Origin of the sequence: Campylobacter sp. 2018MI34 (genome assembly GCF_016598975.1) — a bacterium.
In the GTDB taxonomy this organism is placed as follows: domain Bacteria; phylum Campylobacterota; class Campylobacteria; order Campylobacterales; family Campylobacteraceae; genus Campylobacter_D.
Map to the genome: position 1 here is coordinate 1 of NZ_JAENKS010000009.1, position 16,011 is coordinate 16,011.

Sequence of the window (16,011 nt, forward strand, 5' to 3'; positions counted from 1 at the left end):
GAATATATCTTAAAAACATACTAGATTATGAACTTACTCATATTAAAGAACATCGTCCCGATATTATAGCTTCTTGGAAATACTATCAAGAATTTGAAAAGATGTGTAAGGAGTTGGATGGGTGATTAGGGTATAAATTTAATACAATAGACTTTTAAATTAAGCTAAGATTTTTTTGATAAAATACAAATTTTATTTTATGAAAGGTTAAAAAATGCTAGAAGGTATTATTAGAGAGAGTATCGGTAGAAAAGCTGCCAAAGCTTTAAAAAGAGATGGTTATCTAATTGCAAATATCTATGCAAAAGGATTTGAAAATATTCATGCGGCTTTTAAGCTTAATGATTTTATTAAAGAAGTACGTAAAAAAACTACACTTGCCTTTGATGTTAAAGTTGGGGAAAAAGTTTTAAATGTTGTTATAGTTGATTATCAAAAAGATCCTGTAACAGCAGAGCTTAAGCATGTGGATTTAAAAGTAGCACAAAAAGGTGTAATGTCTAAATACATGATTCCCGTTAAAATCACAGGAACTGCGATAGGACTTAAAAATAAAGGTGTATTAATTCAATCAAAAAGAAGATTAAAAGTTAAATGTAAAGCTGAAAATTTACTTAATTTTTTTGAGTTAGATGTTAGTAAATTAGATGTAGGTGATGCTTTACTTGTAAAAGATGTAGTTGTTCCAGAAGGTGTAAGCATTATTGATGCTGAAAGAGTAGCAGTAGTAGGTGTAGAAAAAGCAAGGTGATCTTAGTTGTAGGACTTGGCAATATAGGAGATGCTTATAAGGATACAAGACATAATGTCGGATTTATGCTTATTGATTTAATTCTTAAAAATAACGATTTCTTACAAATTTCAAATACTAAATTTAAAGGAGAGTTATATAAAATAGGCTCTTCTTTATTTTTAAAACCAAATACTTATATGAATAATTCCGGTTTAAGCGTAAAAGCTGTTAAAGATTTTTATAAATGTCAAAGAATTATAGTTATTCATGATGATATTGATCTTAAACTTGGATCTTTAAGATTTAAAAAAGCAGGAAGTAGTGGTGGTCATAATGGTCTTAAAAGCATAGATAAACTTTGTTCTAATGACTATGAACGTGTGCGTATTGGTATTGGAAGATCAAATAATATTAAAGAATTTGTTTTATCTAAATTTAATAAAGACGAAAAAATAATTTTAGATAAAGTTTTAGATCATACAAAAAATGCTTTATTTGAACTTATTGATTCAAATGATATAGCTTATATTGCTTCAAAATATAGTTTAAAAGTTTTATAATGTGGATTTTTTTTCGTTTTATTTCAGGAATTTATCTAAAAAATTTTTTTATTATTTTTTTATCTTTACTTTGTTTTTTTGTTTGTATTGATCTTTTATTAAATTTTAAAGATTTACCTAATTCTGCAAATTTAGATTTGCTTTATGTATTTTTTTTAGCTTGTAGTGCTATATTTTATCTTTTGCCGATCTCTTTAATTTTTGCTTTAATTTTAAGTTTAGTTAATATGATTAGAAGCAATGAATTTGTAAGTTTTTATGCATTGGGATTGAGTAAAAATTTAGTCATTCTTTTTCCTTTTTTATGGGCTTTATTTTTTTGTTTTATTTTTATAGGGCTTAATTTCACTTCATTTGCTTATGCTAATGATTATAAAAGAAATATTATTAAAAATGGTGCTTTAATCAAACAAGGTAGTGGAGTTTTTTTAAAATTTAATGATGATCTAATTTATATTGATAAGGTTAAAAGTACTCAAAATGAGGTTGAGGATATTAAAATTTTTAATACCAAAGATCTTAATTTAACCTCATTTATTGTTGCAAAAAAAGCTTTTTTTAGTAATGATTCTTGGACTTTAAAAGAAGGAAGTTTGACATTGTTGCCAAATGAATACAATGTAAGTGGTAAAGGATTACAAAATGAAGAATTTAAAGATCTAAGAACTTTAGAAGGTTTTAAGCCAAAAATTATTGAAAGTGTGGCAAATAATAGTGATTATTCTATTAAAGATGCATTAGAGGGATTGTTTTTATTTAAAGAGCAAGGTATTAGTTTGCATTCTATAAAAATCTCTCTTTATAAATTAGTTTTTACGCCTCTTTTTGCACCTTTTTTAATGCTTATTATGTATTATTTTTTTCCTATAACAGCTAGGTTTTTTAATTTAGCTTTTGTAAGTTTTATATTTTTTATCATTAGTTTTGGTGTTTGGGGTATATTATTTTTACTTACAAGATTGAGTGAAAATGGGGTTATTTTAACTGAATTTGGCATTATCTTGCCTATTATACTTTTAGCATTGTTTGCAATGTTTATGTATTATAAAAATCGTTAAAGGGTTGAAATGGATTATAAAAAGTTAAGAGATGAGTTTCATACTCCTTTTTATATTTATAATTTTGATGAAATAAAGAAGAATTTTTTAGAACTTAAAGAAGTTTTTAAGGCAAGAAAATCTCAAATTTTTTATGCCCTAAAAGCTAATTCTAATTTAAGTCTTTTGCAAATGCTAATCAAACTTGATAGTGGTTTTGATTGTGTGAGTATAGGAGAAGTAAAAAGAGCTTTAAGAGCAGGCGCTAAACCTTATAAGATTATTTTTAGCGGTGTAGCAAAAACCGAAGAAGAACTTAAAGAAGCTTTAAATTATGATATATTATATATTAATTTAGAAAGTGAAGCTGAAATGCTACTTTTAGAAAAAGTAGCCAAAAAACTTGATATAAAAGCAAGAATTAGTATTCGTGTTAATCCTGATGTAGATGCAAAAACCCATCCTTATATTTCTACTGGATTGAATGAAAATAAGTTTGGAGTAGAGTTAGAGCAGGCTAAAAAAATGTATCTTTATGCTAAGAAATCTTCTTACTTAGATCCTATAGGAATACATTTTCATATAGGATCTCAACTTTTAGATCTTTCTCCTGTTTATGAAGCTGCAGAAATTGTTGCAAAACTTGTAAGAGAATTAAAAGCTTTAAAAATTGATATTAAATTTTTTGATATAGGCGGAGGACTTGGTGTTGCTTATGAAAAAGATGATTTAAAACCAGATCTTTATTCATATGCACAAGGAATTTTGGCAAAACTTAATGGACTTGATGTAACTATAGGAATGGAACCGGGTCGTTTTTTAGTGGCAAAAAGTGGAGAGTTTGTTTGCTCTATTCTTTATGAAAAATATAATAAGACAAAACGTTTTGTGATAGTAGATGGGGCAATGAATGATTTAATACGCCCTAGTTTATATGAAGCATATCACGAAATTATTATGCCTTACAATCAAGGAGAAAAAAGTCTTTGTGATATTGTAGGTGGAATTTGCGAAAGTGGAGATTTTTTTGCAAAAGATAGATTGTTAGAGCAAACACAAAGTGGTGATATTTTAGTGATTAAAGATACGGGCGCTTATGGATTTAGTATGAGTAGTAATTATAATACTAGAAATCGTGTTTGTGAGCTAGCTTTAGAAGAGGGCAAAGTAAGAATGATACGCCAAAGAGAGACTTTTGAAGATCAAATAGCTTTAGAGGAAAAATTTTTAAAAGATTAAAAAAATGTTTTTTTTAGATGTTCAAGGCACTTTACTATCAGATAAAGACAAAACTTTAATTTCTGGTGCTAAAGAGTTAATTAGTTTTTTAAATTTACAAAATATACCTTATATTATCATTACTAATAACACAAAAAAGCTTGATTTTTTGCAAATTTTAAGGCAAAAAGGTTTAGCTATTAAAGATAATGCTTATATTGATCCTTTCTGTGTTTTAAAAGATCTTTTAAAACCTTGTAAGATTGCAGCTTTTGGGGCTATTGAATTTTTACAAAATCTTGAAATTTTAGGTTATAAAATTGATTTTAATCATCCTGAAGCTTTATTGATTTCTAGTTATGATGATTTTAAATTTAAAGATTTTGCTAGTATGATAGAACTTATTAAAAAAGATATTAAAGTAATTGCTATGCATGAAACAAGTATTTATAAAAAAGATAATAGGCTTTATCCAGGTATAGGTAGTATTATGGCTATGCTTAAAAATGCTATAAATTTTAAGTATGAAGTAGTTGGAAAGCCTAGTTTATCTTTTTATAAAGAAGCTTTAAGGCTTATTCAAAAACAAAATCAAAAAATTAGTTTTAAGGATGTTTGTATTATAAGTGATGATTTTATAGGAGATTTAGTAAAAGCTAAGAGTTTAAATATGAAATGTATTTTGGTTTTAAGCGGTAAAATTAGTGATACTAAAGGAATTAATATAAACTTACTTGATAAAATTTATCCTAGCGTTTTAGAATTTTTAGAGGATTTAAAATGCAAGATTTAAATGACTTAAGAGCAAAAATTGATACTTTAGATGATAAAATTTTATATTTACTTGATAAAAGAATGTCTTATGTTAAAAAAATAGGCAAGATAAAACAGAGTAAGGCTAAGGAGATTTGTGATTTTAAAAGAGAGGAAGATATTTTAGAGCGTCTTAAAAATACTAAATATAAATTTTTAGATGCAAAAATGATTAAAAGTATTTATAAAGAAATTTTTATAATATCAAAACAAATACAAAATTTAGATTAAGATTTTATTAAACTCTTAATTGATTTTTGATACAATAAAATTATTTTTTAAATTTTTGTAATATAATTTTCAGTTTAGATAAATGAATAGTTATTTGTAAATTTATTGAGGTTGCATATGGATTTTAAAAATATGTTCCATCAAATTGGACAACTTTATCAAAATTTAAGCCGTAAACAACGTATAGTTATAGCAGCTTCTATTGTTGTAGTGGTTGGATTTTTAGTTTTTTTAAGTTTATATCGTAACTCAGGAAGTGCTACTTCAGATGGCTATGCTATTTTGGTTGAAAATGTAAAACCAAGTTCATCTGCTGCTATTGTTTCAAAATTGGAGCAAAATGGTGTTCCTTATCGTTTGCAAAATGAAAATACAATTTTAGTTCCCCAAGATCAGGTTTATAGACAAAGGATGATTATTGCATCTGAAGGCCTTATTAAGGATAGTCGTGTAGGTTTTGAAGCTTTTGACCAACAACAATTTGGTGCCACCAATGAAGAACAAAAAGTTAAATATCAAAGAGCAATTGAAGGAGAACTTGCTAGAACTATTGAAACTTTAGAACCTATAAGATCAGCGGTTGTGCATATAGCTTTTCCGAAAGAGAGTGTTTTTACTGAAAGACAAACTCCACCCACTGCTTCTGTTGTACTTAATATTAAAGAAGGTTTAAAACTTACAAGAAAACAAATTGATGGGATAAAAAATATTATTTCAGCTGCAGTTCCAAAGCTTACCAAAGAAAATGTAAGAATTAGTGATCAAAGTGGAGCTCCTTTGGATGAACTAGAAGCTTATGAGAGTGATGTAATTGCTGCACAAGTTAGATATAAAAGAGATCAAGAAAGAGAATTGGAAGAAAAAATTATATCAACTTTGGCTCCTTTTGCTGGCGGAACTGATAAAATAGAAGTTAATGTAAATATAGATTTTGATTTTTCTAAAAAAGAATCTCAAAGTGAAATTTATGATCCAAACCCTATAGTTAGAAGTGAGCAAACCTTGGAAGAACAAAGAGAAGGTAGAAAAGAACCAGAAATTCAAGGAGTTCCAGGTGCTGTATCTAATATAGGTCCAGTTCAAGGGCTTGATAATAAAGGTCAAACAGAGCTTTATAAAAAGAATCAAGTAACAACTAATAATGAATTATCTAAAACAATAACTAATACTAAAAAACAATTTGCCACTATTATTAGAACTTCAGCAGCTGTTGCAATTGATGGAAAATATAAAGAGGTTGTTGATCAAAATGGTAATGTTCAAAATGAGTATGTGCCTTTAAGCGATGTAGAACTTAGAAATATAGAAAGTTTGGTACAAAGTGCTATTAATTATAATGCTGCAAGAGGCGATATTGTTGTAGTTAGAAATTTACCTTTTCATCGTGAATCCGTTAAAGTGGAAAGTAAAGTTAGAACTTTTTATTCACGTTTTATCGAGCCATTTATCCCACCTGTTAAATATTTTATTGCAGCTATTTTACTTTTTATCTTTTACAAAAAAGTTATTGGGCCATTTATGCAAAAAATGCTCGAAGATGCAACCCCAGAAGAGCAACAACAAGCTCCTGGTTTGGTATTAGATGAAGCAGAAGATGCTATTGAGAAATTCAATGCGGCAAGGAAAAAAGTTGAAGAACAACTTGGTTTTGGTGATAATTTTAATGAAGATTCTATCCAATACGAAGTTTTACTTGAAAAATTAAGAGGAATTGTAAATGATAAAAGTGAAGAAATTGCCGCTTTGCTTCAAAATTTAGTTCAAAATGATTCTGAATTTAGCGAAAAGGATATGTGATGATAAAGCTTAGTGAAGAACAAAAAATGATTTATGATGATTTATCTATGCCTGAAAAAGTAGCTATTTTCTTAATTCAGCTCGGAGAAGATGCTACAACGGCTGTCTTTTCGCATATGGAAATTGATGTTATTACTGAAATTTCAAGATATATAGCTATGGCAAAAAATGTTGATAGATCTGTAGCTACAGCAGTTTTAGAAGAATTTTATACCTTACTTCAATCAAATCAATATATAAAAAGCGGTGGTTTAGAATATGCAAAAGAAATACTTTTTCGCACCTTTGGTCCAGATATTGCCAATAAAATTCTCGAAAAACTTACTAAAAGTATGGAGAATAACCAGAATTTTGCTTATTTGGCGCAAATTAAACCACAACAACTTGCTGATTTTATCACAAAAGAACATCCACAGACTATTGCTCTTATTTTGGCTCATATGGACTCGATCCATGCAGCTGAAACTTTAGAGTATTTTAGTGATGAGTTAAGAGCTGAAGTTGTAATTAGAATGGCAAATCTTGGTGATATTTCTCCAAGTATTATTAAAAGAGTTTCTGCAGTACTTGAAAGCAAGCTTGAAAGTCTTACTTCTTATAAAGTTGAGGTAGGTGGTCCAAGAGCTGTAGCTGAAGTACTCAATCGCTTAGGACAAAAAGCAAGTAAATCTACCATTACTTATATTGAGCAAAGTGATGAGCGTTTAGCTGAAACTATTAAAGAGCTTATGTTTACTTTTGATGATATTAGCAAACTTAGCACTAATGCAATTCGTGAAATTTTAAAAGTTGCTGATAAAAAAGATTTAATGATAGGTTTAAAAGGTGCAAGTGAAGAATTAAAGCAAAAATTTCTTTCTAATATGTCCTCAAGAGCTAGCGAAGCATTCTTGGAAGAAATGGGATTTTTAGGAGCTGTAAGAGTAAAAGATGTTGAAGAAGCACAAAGAAAAGTAGTTGAAGTGGTACAAAAATTAGCAGAACAAGGTTTAATACAAACAGGTGATGCAGATGAAATGATAGAATAGGAATAATATGACAAATCGTAGTAATGTAATTTCTAAAAAAGATAATGAACAACATGTTGTTGAAGGTTACAGATTTAAAGTTATATCCGAATTTAACAACGAACAAGAAAAATCTCATATCAATACAAATAATGAAATTAAAAATGAGAATGAAATAACCTTTAAAGAAGAGCAAACTCAGACTATTTTAAAAGATAATGAAACTACCGAAGAAAAACAAATTGATTTTCAACCAAGTTTTGTAGAGGATTTGCTTAAAAAAACAGATGAAATGTCAAGTAATATTATTAAACTCCAAATGCAAATTGAAAATCAAGAAAATGAATTTAACAATCGCCTAAATTCTGAACTTGAAAATGCAAAAGAAAAATTTACACAAGAAGGTTATAATAATGCTAAAATGGAATTTGAAAAGGAATTAAACGAATTAAAAGAAAGGTATTTAAAAAGTATTTTAAAACTTGATGAGGCAAGTAAAAATTTAGATTCATTTATAGAAAAAAATAAAAAAGAATTAGCAGATACTGCAATTGATATTGCCAAAGAAGTAATTTTAAAAGAAGTAGAGGATAATTCTTCTAAAATTGCTTATTCTTTAGCAAAAGATTTGATTTCAGAATTAAAAGGTGCTGGAGAAATAGATATTAGAGTAAATTGCAATGATTATGATTATTTAAAATCTGAATTTAAAAATGATCTTAATATTAAAATTACTTTAGATGATGCAATTTCTAAAGGAAGTGTTGTAATACTAAGTGATTTAGGAAATATAGAATCAAGTCTCAATCAAAGATTAGAAAAAATTAAAAGAATGATTAATAATGAGTAAGAGATTGTACTATACTCATAAAGAACTTCAAAATTTAAATATCAAAGAACTTGAAGAACTTGCTTCTAATTTAAGAGAAAAAATTATAGAGGTAGTTTCAAAAAATGGAGGACATTTAAGCTCAAATTTAGGTGTTGTAGAACTTAGTATCGCAATGCATGTAGTTTTTGATCATAATAAAGATCCCTTTATTTTTGATGTTTCTCACCAATCCTATGCTCATAAACTTTTAAGTGGAAAAGAAGGTATTTTTCACACCTTACGTCAATTTAAAGGACTTAGTGGATATACTAAACCAAATGAAGGAGATTATTTTATTGCTGGACATTCTAGCACCTCGATTTCTTTGGCTATTGGAGCTTGTAAGGCTATAAAATTAAAAAATGAAGATCGTTTGCCGGTAGTTTTGATTGGAGATGGAGCTTTAAGTGCTGGGATGGCATATGAGGCTTTAAATGAATTAGGTGATAGAAAATACCCTTGTGTTATTATATTAAATGATAATGAAATGAGTATTTCAAAGCCAATAGGAGCTATTTCTAAATATCTTTCTCAGGCAATGGCAACGCAGTTTTATCAAAAATTTAAAAAAAGAGTAGAAAAAATGCTTGATTTTTTGCCAGATAGTGCAACTTATATGGCAAAACGCTTTGAAGAAAGCTTTAAATTAATTACTCCAGGACTTTTATTTGAAGAATTAGGACTTGAATATATAGGTCCGATTAATGGACATAATTTAAATGAGCTTATTAGTGCTTTAAAACAAGCAAAACTTATAAAAAAACCTTGTGTTATTCATGCACAAACTATAAAAGGCAAAGGTTATTCTTTAGCCGAAGGAAGACATGCTAAGTGGCATGGAGTAAGTGCTTTTAATATAGAAAATGGAGAAAGTATTAAAAAACAAGATAAAAAAAGTGCTACCGAAATTTTTAGCCAAAATTTACTGGAGTTAGCAGATAAATATGAAAATATAGTCGGAGTTACTGCTGCTATGCCTAGTGGAACAGGACTTGATAAACTTATAGAAAAATATCCTCAAAGATTTTGGGATGTTGCTATTGCAGAACAACACGCTGTTACTTCTATGGCAGCTATGGCAAAAGAAGGTTTTAAACCTTTTATAGTTATCTATAGTACTTTTTTACAGCGTGCATATGATCAAATAATTCATGATTGTGCTATTTTGAATTTAAATGTTATTTTTGCTATGGATAGAGCTGGAATTGTAGGTGAAGATGGAGAAACTCATCAAGGAGTTTTTGATATTAGCTTTTTGTCACCTTTACCTAATTTAACGCTTATTGCCCCAAGAGATGAGGCTATGATGATAAAAATTATGGAATATGCTTATCATCATAAAGGTCCTATAGCTTTTCGCTATCCTAGAGGAAGTTTTATTTTAGATAATGAATTTAAAGCATGTGAAATAAAATTAGCTAAAGCTCAATGGCTCATTGAAAATGAAAGTGAAATTGCTTTTTTAGGTTATGGTCAAGGTGTTGGAAAAGCTTGGTGTGTTTTAAAAAATCTTCAAAATAATCAAAAAAATGTCAATTTAATTGACTTAATTTTTGCTAAACCTTTAGATGAGGAATTGCTTAAAAAACTTGCACAAAAAACTAAAATATGGTTTGTATTTTCAGAAAATAATAAAATAGGTGGTGTAGGAAGTTTATTGAATACTTTTATACAAGAAAATGATTTAAATATTAAACTTATCAGTTTTGAATATAAAGATAAATTTATAGAACATGGAAAACTTTTTGATATAGAAAAAGAATTACAACTTGATATTAACTCTTTAACAAAGAATGTTTTAAATTATATTTAGTTTATTATTTAATAAAAAATATTATTTAATAAATATAAACTTGTTTTAATGATTTTATTATATAATTATCATTTATAAATTTTTCGAGGTGGAGATTATGGAATTGTTAGAAATGCTGAAAAAACATGAACTTAAAGCAACACCACAAAGACTTTGCGTCTTAAAAATTTTAAAACGTCATGAACATCCAAATATAGAAGAACTTTATGAAGAGATTAAAAAAGAATATCCATCTATTTCTTTGGCGACTGTTTATAAAAATCTAAATACTTTACAAGAACAAGGTTTAGTGGTTGAAATAAATGTAGCCAATCAAAAAACTTGCTATGATATTTATGAGGAAGAACATATACATATTATATGTTCTAAATGTAGTAATATAGAAGATTTAAATTTTAAAGATTCAAATCTTAAAGAGTATCAAGAACATTTAGAAAAAAAGATTGGCAATATTATAAATCATTTAGCAATTTGTGCTTATGTTGATGGTTGTAAAAAATGTCTTTAAATTTATTGGAATTGCTTAAGTAATTTCCAATATCTTATAAAGAAATCTTGATTTAAAATTAAATAATTATTCTTAAAATTTTACACTCTTAAAATTGTTAAATCTATCTGTTTTATCTATAATTTTTAATACAATTAATTTTTGTTAAATTTAGATAATTTTTGCTTAACTAAGATTTTTTATAAAAAAATAAATACTAATTAAAAAAGTGCTAAAATTTTTTAATTATAATAGTTATTTATTAAATAAAAGATTTCCATATAAATTAATGAGGAATAAAATGCAAAAGCAAGAGAAAATTGTTCAAATGTTTAACGAAATTGCTCCTAGTTATGATAAAGCAAATAGAATTTTAAGTTTTGGTATTGATATAACTTGGCGCAAAAAGGCTTGTAATTATGTTTTAAAAAATTATAATAAAATAGATTTAAATATTGTTGATGTTGCTTGTGGAACTGCTGATATGATTAATATTTGGCAACAAGAAGCTTTAAAACTTAATAAACAAATTTCTAAAATTATAGGTATTGATCCTTGTGAAGGTATGTTAAAAATTGCAAGAGAAAAATATAAAGAAATTTTATTTATAAAAGCTTTTGCACAAGATTTACCTTTAGAGGATGAGAGTGCTGATATTATGAGTATAAGTTATGGGATTAGAAATGTTGTTGAAAGGAAAAAAGCTTTAAAAGAGTTTTTTAGGGTTCTTAAAAAAGATGGTTTATTTTTAATTTTAGAATTTAGCAAACAGGAAAAAAAAGGTCTTCTATCTTTTTTTAGGGATTTTTATCTTAAAAATATTTTACCTATTTTAGGTGGTTTTTTAAGTAAAAATAAGAGTGCTTATGAATATTTGCCTAATTCAATTGATCATTTTTTAAGTGAGCAAGAATTAGCTAAAGAATTACAAGAAGTCGGTTTTAAAATAGTAAAAATTAAAAATTTTAGTTTTGGTATTAGCTCTATGTTTGTGGCAAAAAAATGACCGTAAGCGAACTTAATATAAAAGCTAAAGCTTTACTTGAAACTCATTTTGAAAATATTATTTTAAGTGGAGAGTTATCAAAAATTACCATGCATTCTTCAGGGCATTGGTATTTTGAACTTAAAGATGAAAATTCAAGTATTTCTTGTGTAATCTTTAAATGGGAAAATTTAAAATTAAGTTTTATACCTAAAGTTGGAGATTCTTTAGAATTAATTGGAAGTCTTAGTTTATATTCTCAAAGCGGACGTTATCAATTCATAGCTAATAGTATTAGAAAAATAGGTTTTGGTGATTTAGAAGAAAAATTTTTAGCTTTAAAGGAGCGTTTAAATAATGAAGGTTTATTTGATATAAAGTATAAAAAACAATTACCTAAATTTCCTTTAAAAATAGGTATTATAAGCTCTTTTACTTCAGCAGCTTTAGAGGATATGTTAAAAATAATAGAGCAAAAATCTTATTTTTTAGCAAAAATTTATATTTTTAATGCTTTAACACAAGGAAATTTAGCCCCTGCTTCATTAATAAATGCTTTAAAAAAAGCGGATGTAAAAAAACTTGATGTTTTAATTATTGCAAGAGGTGGAGGAAGTAGAGAAGATCTTTTTTGCTTTAATGATGAAAATTTGGCTAGAGAAATTTTTAAAGCAAAAACACCTATTATTTCAGCCGTTGGACATGAAATTGATTATGTAATTAGTGATTTTGTTGCGGATCTTAGAGCACCAACTCCTAGTGCAGCTATAGATTTGCTTATTCCATCGAGAATGGATTTAGAGCAAGATTTAGATTTTAAAATGCAACAATTAAAATCTCTTTTACAAACAAAATTTAAAAATTTAGAATTAGAGCTTTTAAATTTAGAAAAAATATTAAAGGCTAATTCTTTAAGTACTTTAATCTTTCAAAAAATCAATCAAAGCAATCATTTAAAACAACAATTGTTTTTTTCTATAAAAAATAAATTAAATATTGCTTATTTGAATTTAGAAAAAATAGAAAATTCTTATAAACAACATAAATCTTTTTTTCAAAAAAGTAAAAATTTAGTTAGCATTGAAAAAGATGGCAAAATAATGAATTTAAAAGATTTAAAACAAAATGATAAAATAATTTTAAATTCTCAAGATGATAGAAAAGAAGCACAAATTTTATAAAGGAAAAATATGAGAAAAATTAATTTTAGTGCAGGACCTTCAACTTTACCTTTAGAAGTTATAAAAGAAGCCAATGAAAATTTACTTGATTATAAAGGGCTTGGTTTTTCTATTATGGAGTTTAGTCATAGAAGTAGTGTTTTTGAAGAAATTCATTTTAATGCTATGAAAATGGCTAAAGAACTTTATGGTTTAAATGATAATTATGAAGTTTTGTTTTTACACGGAGGAGCAAGTTTGCAATTTGCTATGATTCCTATGAATTTATATTTAGGTGGAATTTGTGAGTATGTAAATACTGGAATTTGGACTCAAAAAGCTATTAATGAGGCTAGAATTTTAGGTGTTAATCTTAAAGTCGTTGCTTCAAGTAAAGAAGAAAATTTTTCTTATATACCAAAGGTAAGTTTTAGTGATGATGCTGATTATGCTTATATTTGCTCAAATAATACTATTTATGGAACACAATATAAAGAATATCCAAAAACAAAATGTCCTTTAATTATCGATGCTTCAAGCGATTTTTTTTCTAGAAAAATAGATTTTTCCAATATTGCTCTTTTTTATGGAGGAACTCAAAAAAATGCTGGAATTTCAGGTTTGTCTTGTATTTTTATTCGTAAAGATATGCTAGAGCGAAGTAAAAATAAAAATTTGCCAAGTATGTTAAAATATAGCATTCATTCAGAATATAATTCTTTATTTAACACTCCTTGTAATTTTGCCATTTATATTTTTAACCTTGAAATGCAATGGCTTTTAAAACAAGGGGGTCTTGATGTAATTTATAAAAAAAATTTAGAAAAAGCAAATCTTTTATATAAGATCATAGATGAAAGCGAAGGTTTTTATAAAGCTTATGCTCAAAATAAAGATAGATCTTTAATGAATGTAAGTTTTAACATAAAAGATGAGAATTTACTTCCTATATTTTTAAAAGAAGCAGAACAAAACAATCTTTTAGGACTTAAAGGTCATAAACTTTTAGGTGGAATTCGTGCAAGTATTTATAATGCTATAACTTTAGATCAGGTTAAAATTTTGTGTGATTTTATGAAAGAATTTATGAAAAAATATGCGCAGTTATATTGATAATTTGAAATAGCTATTTCAAATATATTACCATAAAAAAACTCCAATAGCTATTAAATTTGATTTTAATATAAAAGCTATTTAAAAATAGATTTAAAAAGTTAAATTTTTATACAATTTTTTAGTTTTTTATGTAAAGTTTTTTAAATTGTATTTTTAAAAAAAATACAATTTAAAAAATTGAATTTATTATTGTTTTATTGAAGAATATTATTTTTAAATGAAAAATTTTAATAATTTTCGCCACCAAATTTAAGTAAGGCAGAACCCCAAGTAAAACCACCTCCAAAAGCATCAAGTAGTATTAAATTTCCTTTTTTAAGACGTCCTTCTTCATAAGCATCATTCATAGCCATAGGTATAGAAGCAGCTGAGGTATTTCCATATTTTTGTACACATATAACACATTTATCATCTTCTAAATTTAGTTTTTCTTGTACAGCTTTAATAATACGTAAATTTGCTTGATGAGGTATAAAAAGATCAATATCACTTGCTTTGAGTTTATTTTTTTTCAAAATTTCTATAACATCATTACTTAAAGTATTAACAGCTATTTTAAAAACTTCATTTCCTTTCATACTCATACAAAGCGGGCTACTTATGCTTGACTTTTGTGAACGTTTAGTCATTAAAAGATCACCATAATCACCATTACTTGAAGTATGAACATCAATGATAGAGTTATTGCAATCAAGACTTATAATTCCAGCTCCAGCTCCATCTCCAAATAAAATACAAATACTTCTATCTTTATAATCAATGATAGAACTTGTTTTTTCTGCGCCTATAATTAAAACATTTTTTTTGGCACCACTTTCAACCATAGCTTTTGCAAGTTCTAATAAATAAATAAAGCCTGTACAAGCAGCTGAAATATCAAAAGCTGTTATATTTTTAAGCCCTAAATTTGAAGCTATTTTGCAAGCAGTTGAGGGCATAGCAAAGTAATCAGGACTTAGAGTTGCTACTAAAATAGCATCAATATCATTGGGATTTAAATTTGCTCTTTTTATAGCTTTTAATGCTGCTTTGGTTCCAAGATCACTTGTTTGCTCATTATCACTAGCAATACGTCTTTCTTTAATTCCTGTGCGTCTTGTTATCCATTCATCTGAGGTATCGACTATTTTTTCAAGATCAAAATTGCTTAAAATCTTTTCAGGTATATAAGCTGCTATACTACGTAAAGATGCTTTATTAACTATATTTTGAGAGTTCATTTTCTATAACTTGATTAATATTTAATTCACTAAAGTTAATGGCTTGAAAAATTGCATTTTTAATTGCTCTAGAATCACTTTTTCCATGGCTTATAATAACACAACCATCAACACCTAATAATGGCGCTCCACCATATTCTTGCCAGTCAATACGCTTTTTAAGTCTATAAAAAGAATTTTTAAGTAGTAAAGCTCCCAATTTTGAAATCAAAGATTTTTTAATTTCTGATTTTAATATTTGAAATATAGCAGTTGCAACACCTTCACAGGATTTAAGAATGATATTACCATTAAAACCATCACAAACTAAAACATCAATACTTCCATTAAAAATATCTCTACCTTCAGCATTTCCAACAAAGTTTGGAATTTGTTTCATAAATTGATGAGCTTCTTTTGTAAGTTCATTGCCTTTACCTTCTTCTTCTCCATTAGAAATAAGGGCAATTTTTGGTTTTTTAACTTTCATGATTTCTTTAGCATAAATTTCACCCATTATTGCAAATTGAAATAGATTTTCAACTTTACAATCAGTATTTGCACCGACATCTAAAATTAAAGTATTTGTTTTAATATTCGGCATTAAAGTTGCTATAGCAGGTCTTAAAACATTTTTAAGCCTTCCTAGTTTTAAAGTCGCTAAAGACATAGTTGCACCACTATGTCCTGCTGAAACAATCGCTTTTGCTTTGCCTTGTTTAACAAGATCTATAGCTTTATAAATGGTTGTTTCTTTTCGTTTTAAAACATCTGTTGCATTTTCTTCCATAGAGAAAATTTCGTTTGCCTCTTCATATTGAATGTATTTTTCTAAATGTTGCGGAATCAAAGGCTTTAAAATTTTAGATTGACCTACCAAGATTGCATTAAAAGGCTTTACATTTAAAGCTTCTATTACACCTTCAATAATAGGTTTTTCTCTAAAATCTCCACCCATTGCATCAATTGCAATGTTTATCATAA

At 27.0% G+C, this 16,011-nt stretch carries 17 protein-coding genes; 15 read left to right on the forward strand and 2 right to left on the reverse strand.

Features of this window, described 5'->3' with window-relative positions:
• The 15 genes from JG676_RS03680 to serC form a co-directional block, all read left to right on the forward strand.
• The coding region (locus tag JG676_RS03680) for a DUF2972 domain-containing protein (RefSeq protein ID WP_200217339.1) at positions 1 to 125 on the forward strand (125 nt) is incomplete at its 5' end.
• Positions 126 to 214: 89 nt separating this feature from the next.
• Positions 215 to 751, forward strand: a complete 537-nt coding sequence (locus JG676_RS03685; RefSeq protein ID WP_200217340.1) for a 50S ribosomal protein L25/general stress protein Ctc — start codon at positions 215 to 217, stop codon at positions 749 to 751.
• On the forward strand, positions 748 to 1,293 hold the full coding sequence (gene pth, locus JG676_RS03690; protein WP_200217341.1) for an aminoacyl-tRNA hydrolase: 546 nt from the start codon (positions 748 to 750) through the stop codon (positions 1,291 to 1,293). The genes JG676_RS03685 and pth overlap by 4 nt, the downstream gene beginning before the upstream one ends.
• The gene (locus JG676_RS03695) at positions 1,293 to 2,351 is read left to right on the forward strand and encodes an LptF/LptG family permease (protein WP_200170073.1); all 1,059 of its coding nucleotides are present in this window, start codon (positions 1,293 to 1,295) and stop codon (positions 2,349 to 2,351) included. The genes pth and JG676_RS03695 overlap by 1 nt, the downstream gene beginning before the upstream one ends.
• Before the next feature lie 9 nt (positions 2,352 to 2,360).
• Positions 2,361 to 3,569: a diaminopimelate decarboxylase gene (gene lysA, locus JG676_RS03700; protein WP_200170072.1), complete on the forward strand. Its 1,209-nt coding sequence runs from the start codon at positions 2,361 to 2,363 to the stop codon at positions 3,567 to 3,569.
• A gap of 4 nt (positions 3,570 to 3,573) precedes the next feature.
• Positions 3,574 to 4,341, forward strand: coding sequence for an HAD-IIA family hydrolase (locus JG676_RS03705; RefSeq protein ID WP_200170071.1), 768 nt, complete (start codon positions 3,574 to 3,576; stop codon positions 4,339 to 4,341).
• On the forward strand, positions 4,329 to 4,592 hold the full coding sequence (locus tag JG676_RS03710; RefSeq protein ID WP_200170070.1) for a chorismate mutase: 264 nt from the start codon (positions 4,329 to 4,331) through the stop codon (positions 4,590 to 4,592). Before JG676_RS03705 ends, JG676_RS03710 begins: the two co-directional genes overlap by 13 nt.
• Positions 4,593 to 4,709: 117 nt before the next feature.
• Positions 4,710 to 6,389: a flagellar basal-body MS-ring/collar protein FliF gene (gene fliF, locus JG676_RS03715; protein WP_200170069.1), complete on the forward strand. Its 1,680-nt coding sequence runs from the start codon at positions 4,710 to 4,712 to the stop codon at positions 6,387 to 6,389.
• Positions 6,389 to 7,417 (forward strand): flagellar motor switch protein FliG, encoded by a 1,029-nt coding sequence (gene fliG / locus JG676_RS03720; RefSeq protein WP_200170068.1) that lies wholly within the window; start codon positions 6,389 to 6,391, stop codon positions 7,415 to 7,417. The genes fliF and fliG overlap by 1 nt, the downstream gene beginning before the upstream one ends.
• A 7-nt stretch (positions 7,418 to 7,424) precedes the next feature.
• On the forward strand, positions 7,425 to 8,246 hold the full coding sequence (gene fliH / locus JG676_RS03725) for a flagellar assembly protein FliH (protein ID WP_200217342.1): 822 nt from the start codon (positions 7,425 to 7,427) through the stop codon (positions 8,244 to 8,246).
• Positions 8,239 to 10,080, forward strand: coding sequence for a 1-deoxy-D-xylulose-5-phosphate synthase (gene dxs / locus JG676_RS03730; RefSeq protein WP_200217343.1), 1,842 nt, complete (start codon positions 8,239 to 8,241; stop codon positions 10,078 to 10,080). The genes fliH and dxs overlap by 8 nt, the downstream gene beginning before the upstream one ends.
• A 97-nt stretch (positions 10,081 to 10,177) precedes the next feature.
• Positions 10,178 to 10,588, forward strand: coding sequence for a peroxide-responsive transcriptional repressor PerR (gene perR, locus JG676_RS03735; protein ID WP_200170065.1), 411 nt, complete (start codon positions 10,178 to 10,180; stop codon positions 10,586 to 10,588).
• Between the two features lie 280 nt (positions 10,589 to 10,868).
• Entirely contained in the window at positions 10,869 to 11,573 is a 705-nt protein-coding gene (ubiE, locus tag JG676_RS03740; protein WP_200217344.1) for a bifunctional demethylmenaquinone methyltransferase/2-methoxy-6-polyprenyl-1,4-benzoquinol methylase UbiE, read from the forward strand.
• Positions 11,570 to 12,733, forward strand: a complete 1,164-nt coding sequence (gene xseA, locus JG676_RS03745) for an exodeoxyribonuclease VII large subunit (RefSeq protein ID WP_200217345.1) — start codon at positions 11,570 to 11,572, stop codon at positions 12,731 to 12,733. The genes ubiE and xseA overlap by 4 nt, the downstream gene beginning before the upstream one ends.
• A gap of 9 nt (positions 12,734 to 12,742) precedes the next feature.
• Entirely contained in the window at positions 12,743 to 13,825 is a 1,083-nt protein-coding gene (gene serC, locus JG676_RS03750) for a phosphoserine transaminase (RefSeq protein ID WP_200170062.1), read from the forward strand.
• A gap of 230 nt (positions 13,826 to 14,055) precedes the next feature.
• On the opposite strand, the gene JG676_RS03755 is transcribed toward serC, so the two are convergent.
• A complete protein-coding gene (locus JG676_RS03755) occupies positions 14,056 to 15,048 on the reverse strand; it encodes a beta-ketoacyl-ACP synthase III (RefSeq protein ID WP_200217346.1) in 993 nt (330 codons plus the stop codon).
• A complete protein-coding gene (plsX, locus tag JG676_RS03760; RefSeq protein ID WP_200217347.1) occupies positions 15,026 to 16,009 on the reverse strand; it encodes a phosphate acyltransferase PlsX in 984 nt (327 codons plus the stop codon). Before plsX ends, JG676_RS03755 begins: the two co-directional genes overlap by 23 nt.
• Positions 16,010 to 16,011: the final 2 nt, after the last annotated feature.

Coding starts and splice junctions, on each gene's coding strand:
- JG676_RS03685 (WP_200217340.1), top strand. CDS start 215: ATGCTAGAAGGTATTATTAGAGAGAGTATCGGTAGAAAAGCTGCCAAA.
- JG676_RS03695 (WP_200170073.1), top strand. CDS start 1,293: ATGTGGATTTTTTTTCGTTTTATTTCAGGAATTTATCTAAAAAATTTT.
- lysA (WP_200170072.1), top strand. CDS start 2,361: ATGGATTATAAAAAGTTAAGAGATGAGTTTCATACTCCTTTTTATATT.
- JG676_RS03705 (WP_200170071.1), top strand. CDS start 3,574: ATGTTTTTTTTAGATGTTCAAGGCACTTTACTATCAGATAAAGACAAA.
- JG676_RS03710 (WP_200170070.1), top strand. CDS start 4,329: ATGCAAGATTTAAATGACTTAAGAGCAAAAATTGATACTTTAGATGAT.
- fliF (WP_200170069.1), top strand. CDS start 4,710: ATGGATTTTAAAAATATGTTCCATCAAATTGGACAACTTTATCAAAAT.
- fliG (WP_200170068.1), top strand. CDS start 6,389: ATGATAAAGCTTAGTGAAGAACAAAAAATGATTTATGATGATTTATCT.
- fliH (WP_200217342.1), top strand. CDS start 7,425: ATGACAAATCGTAGTAATGTAATTTCTAAAAAAGATAATGAACAACAT.
- dxs (WP_200217343.1), top strand. CDS start 8,239: ATGAGTAAGAGATTGTACTATACTCATAAAGAACTTCAAAATTTAAAT.
- perR (WP_200170065.1), top strand. CDS start 10,178: ATGGAATTGTTAGAAATGCTGAAAAAACATGAACTTAAAGCAACACCA.
- ubiE (WP_200217344.1), top strand. CDS start 10,869: ATGCAAAAGCAAGAGAAAATTGTTCAAATGTTTAACGAAATTGCTCCT.
- xseA (WP_200217345.1), top strand. CDS start 11,570: ATGACCGTAAGCGAACTTAATATAAAAGCTAAAGCTTTACTTGAAACT.
- serC (WP_200170062.1), top strand. CDS start 12,743: ATGAGAAAAATTAATTTTAGTGCAGGACCTTCAACTTTACCTTTAGAA.
- JG676_RS03755 (WP_200217346.1), bottom strand. CDS start 15,048: ATGAACTCTCAAAATATAGTTAATAAAGCATCTTTACGTAGTATAGCA.
- plsX (WP_200217347.1), bottom strand. CDS start 16,009: ATGATAAACATTGCAATTGATGCAATGGGTGGAGATTTTAGAGAAAAA.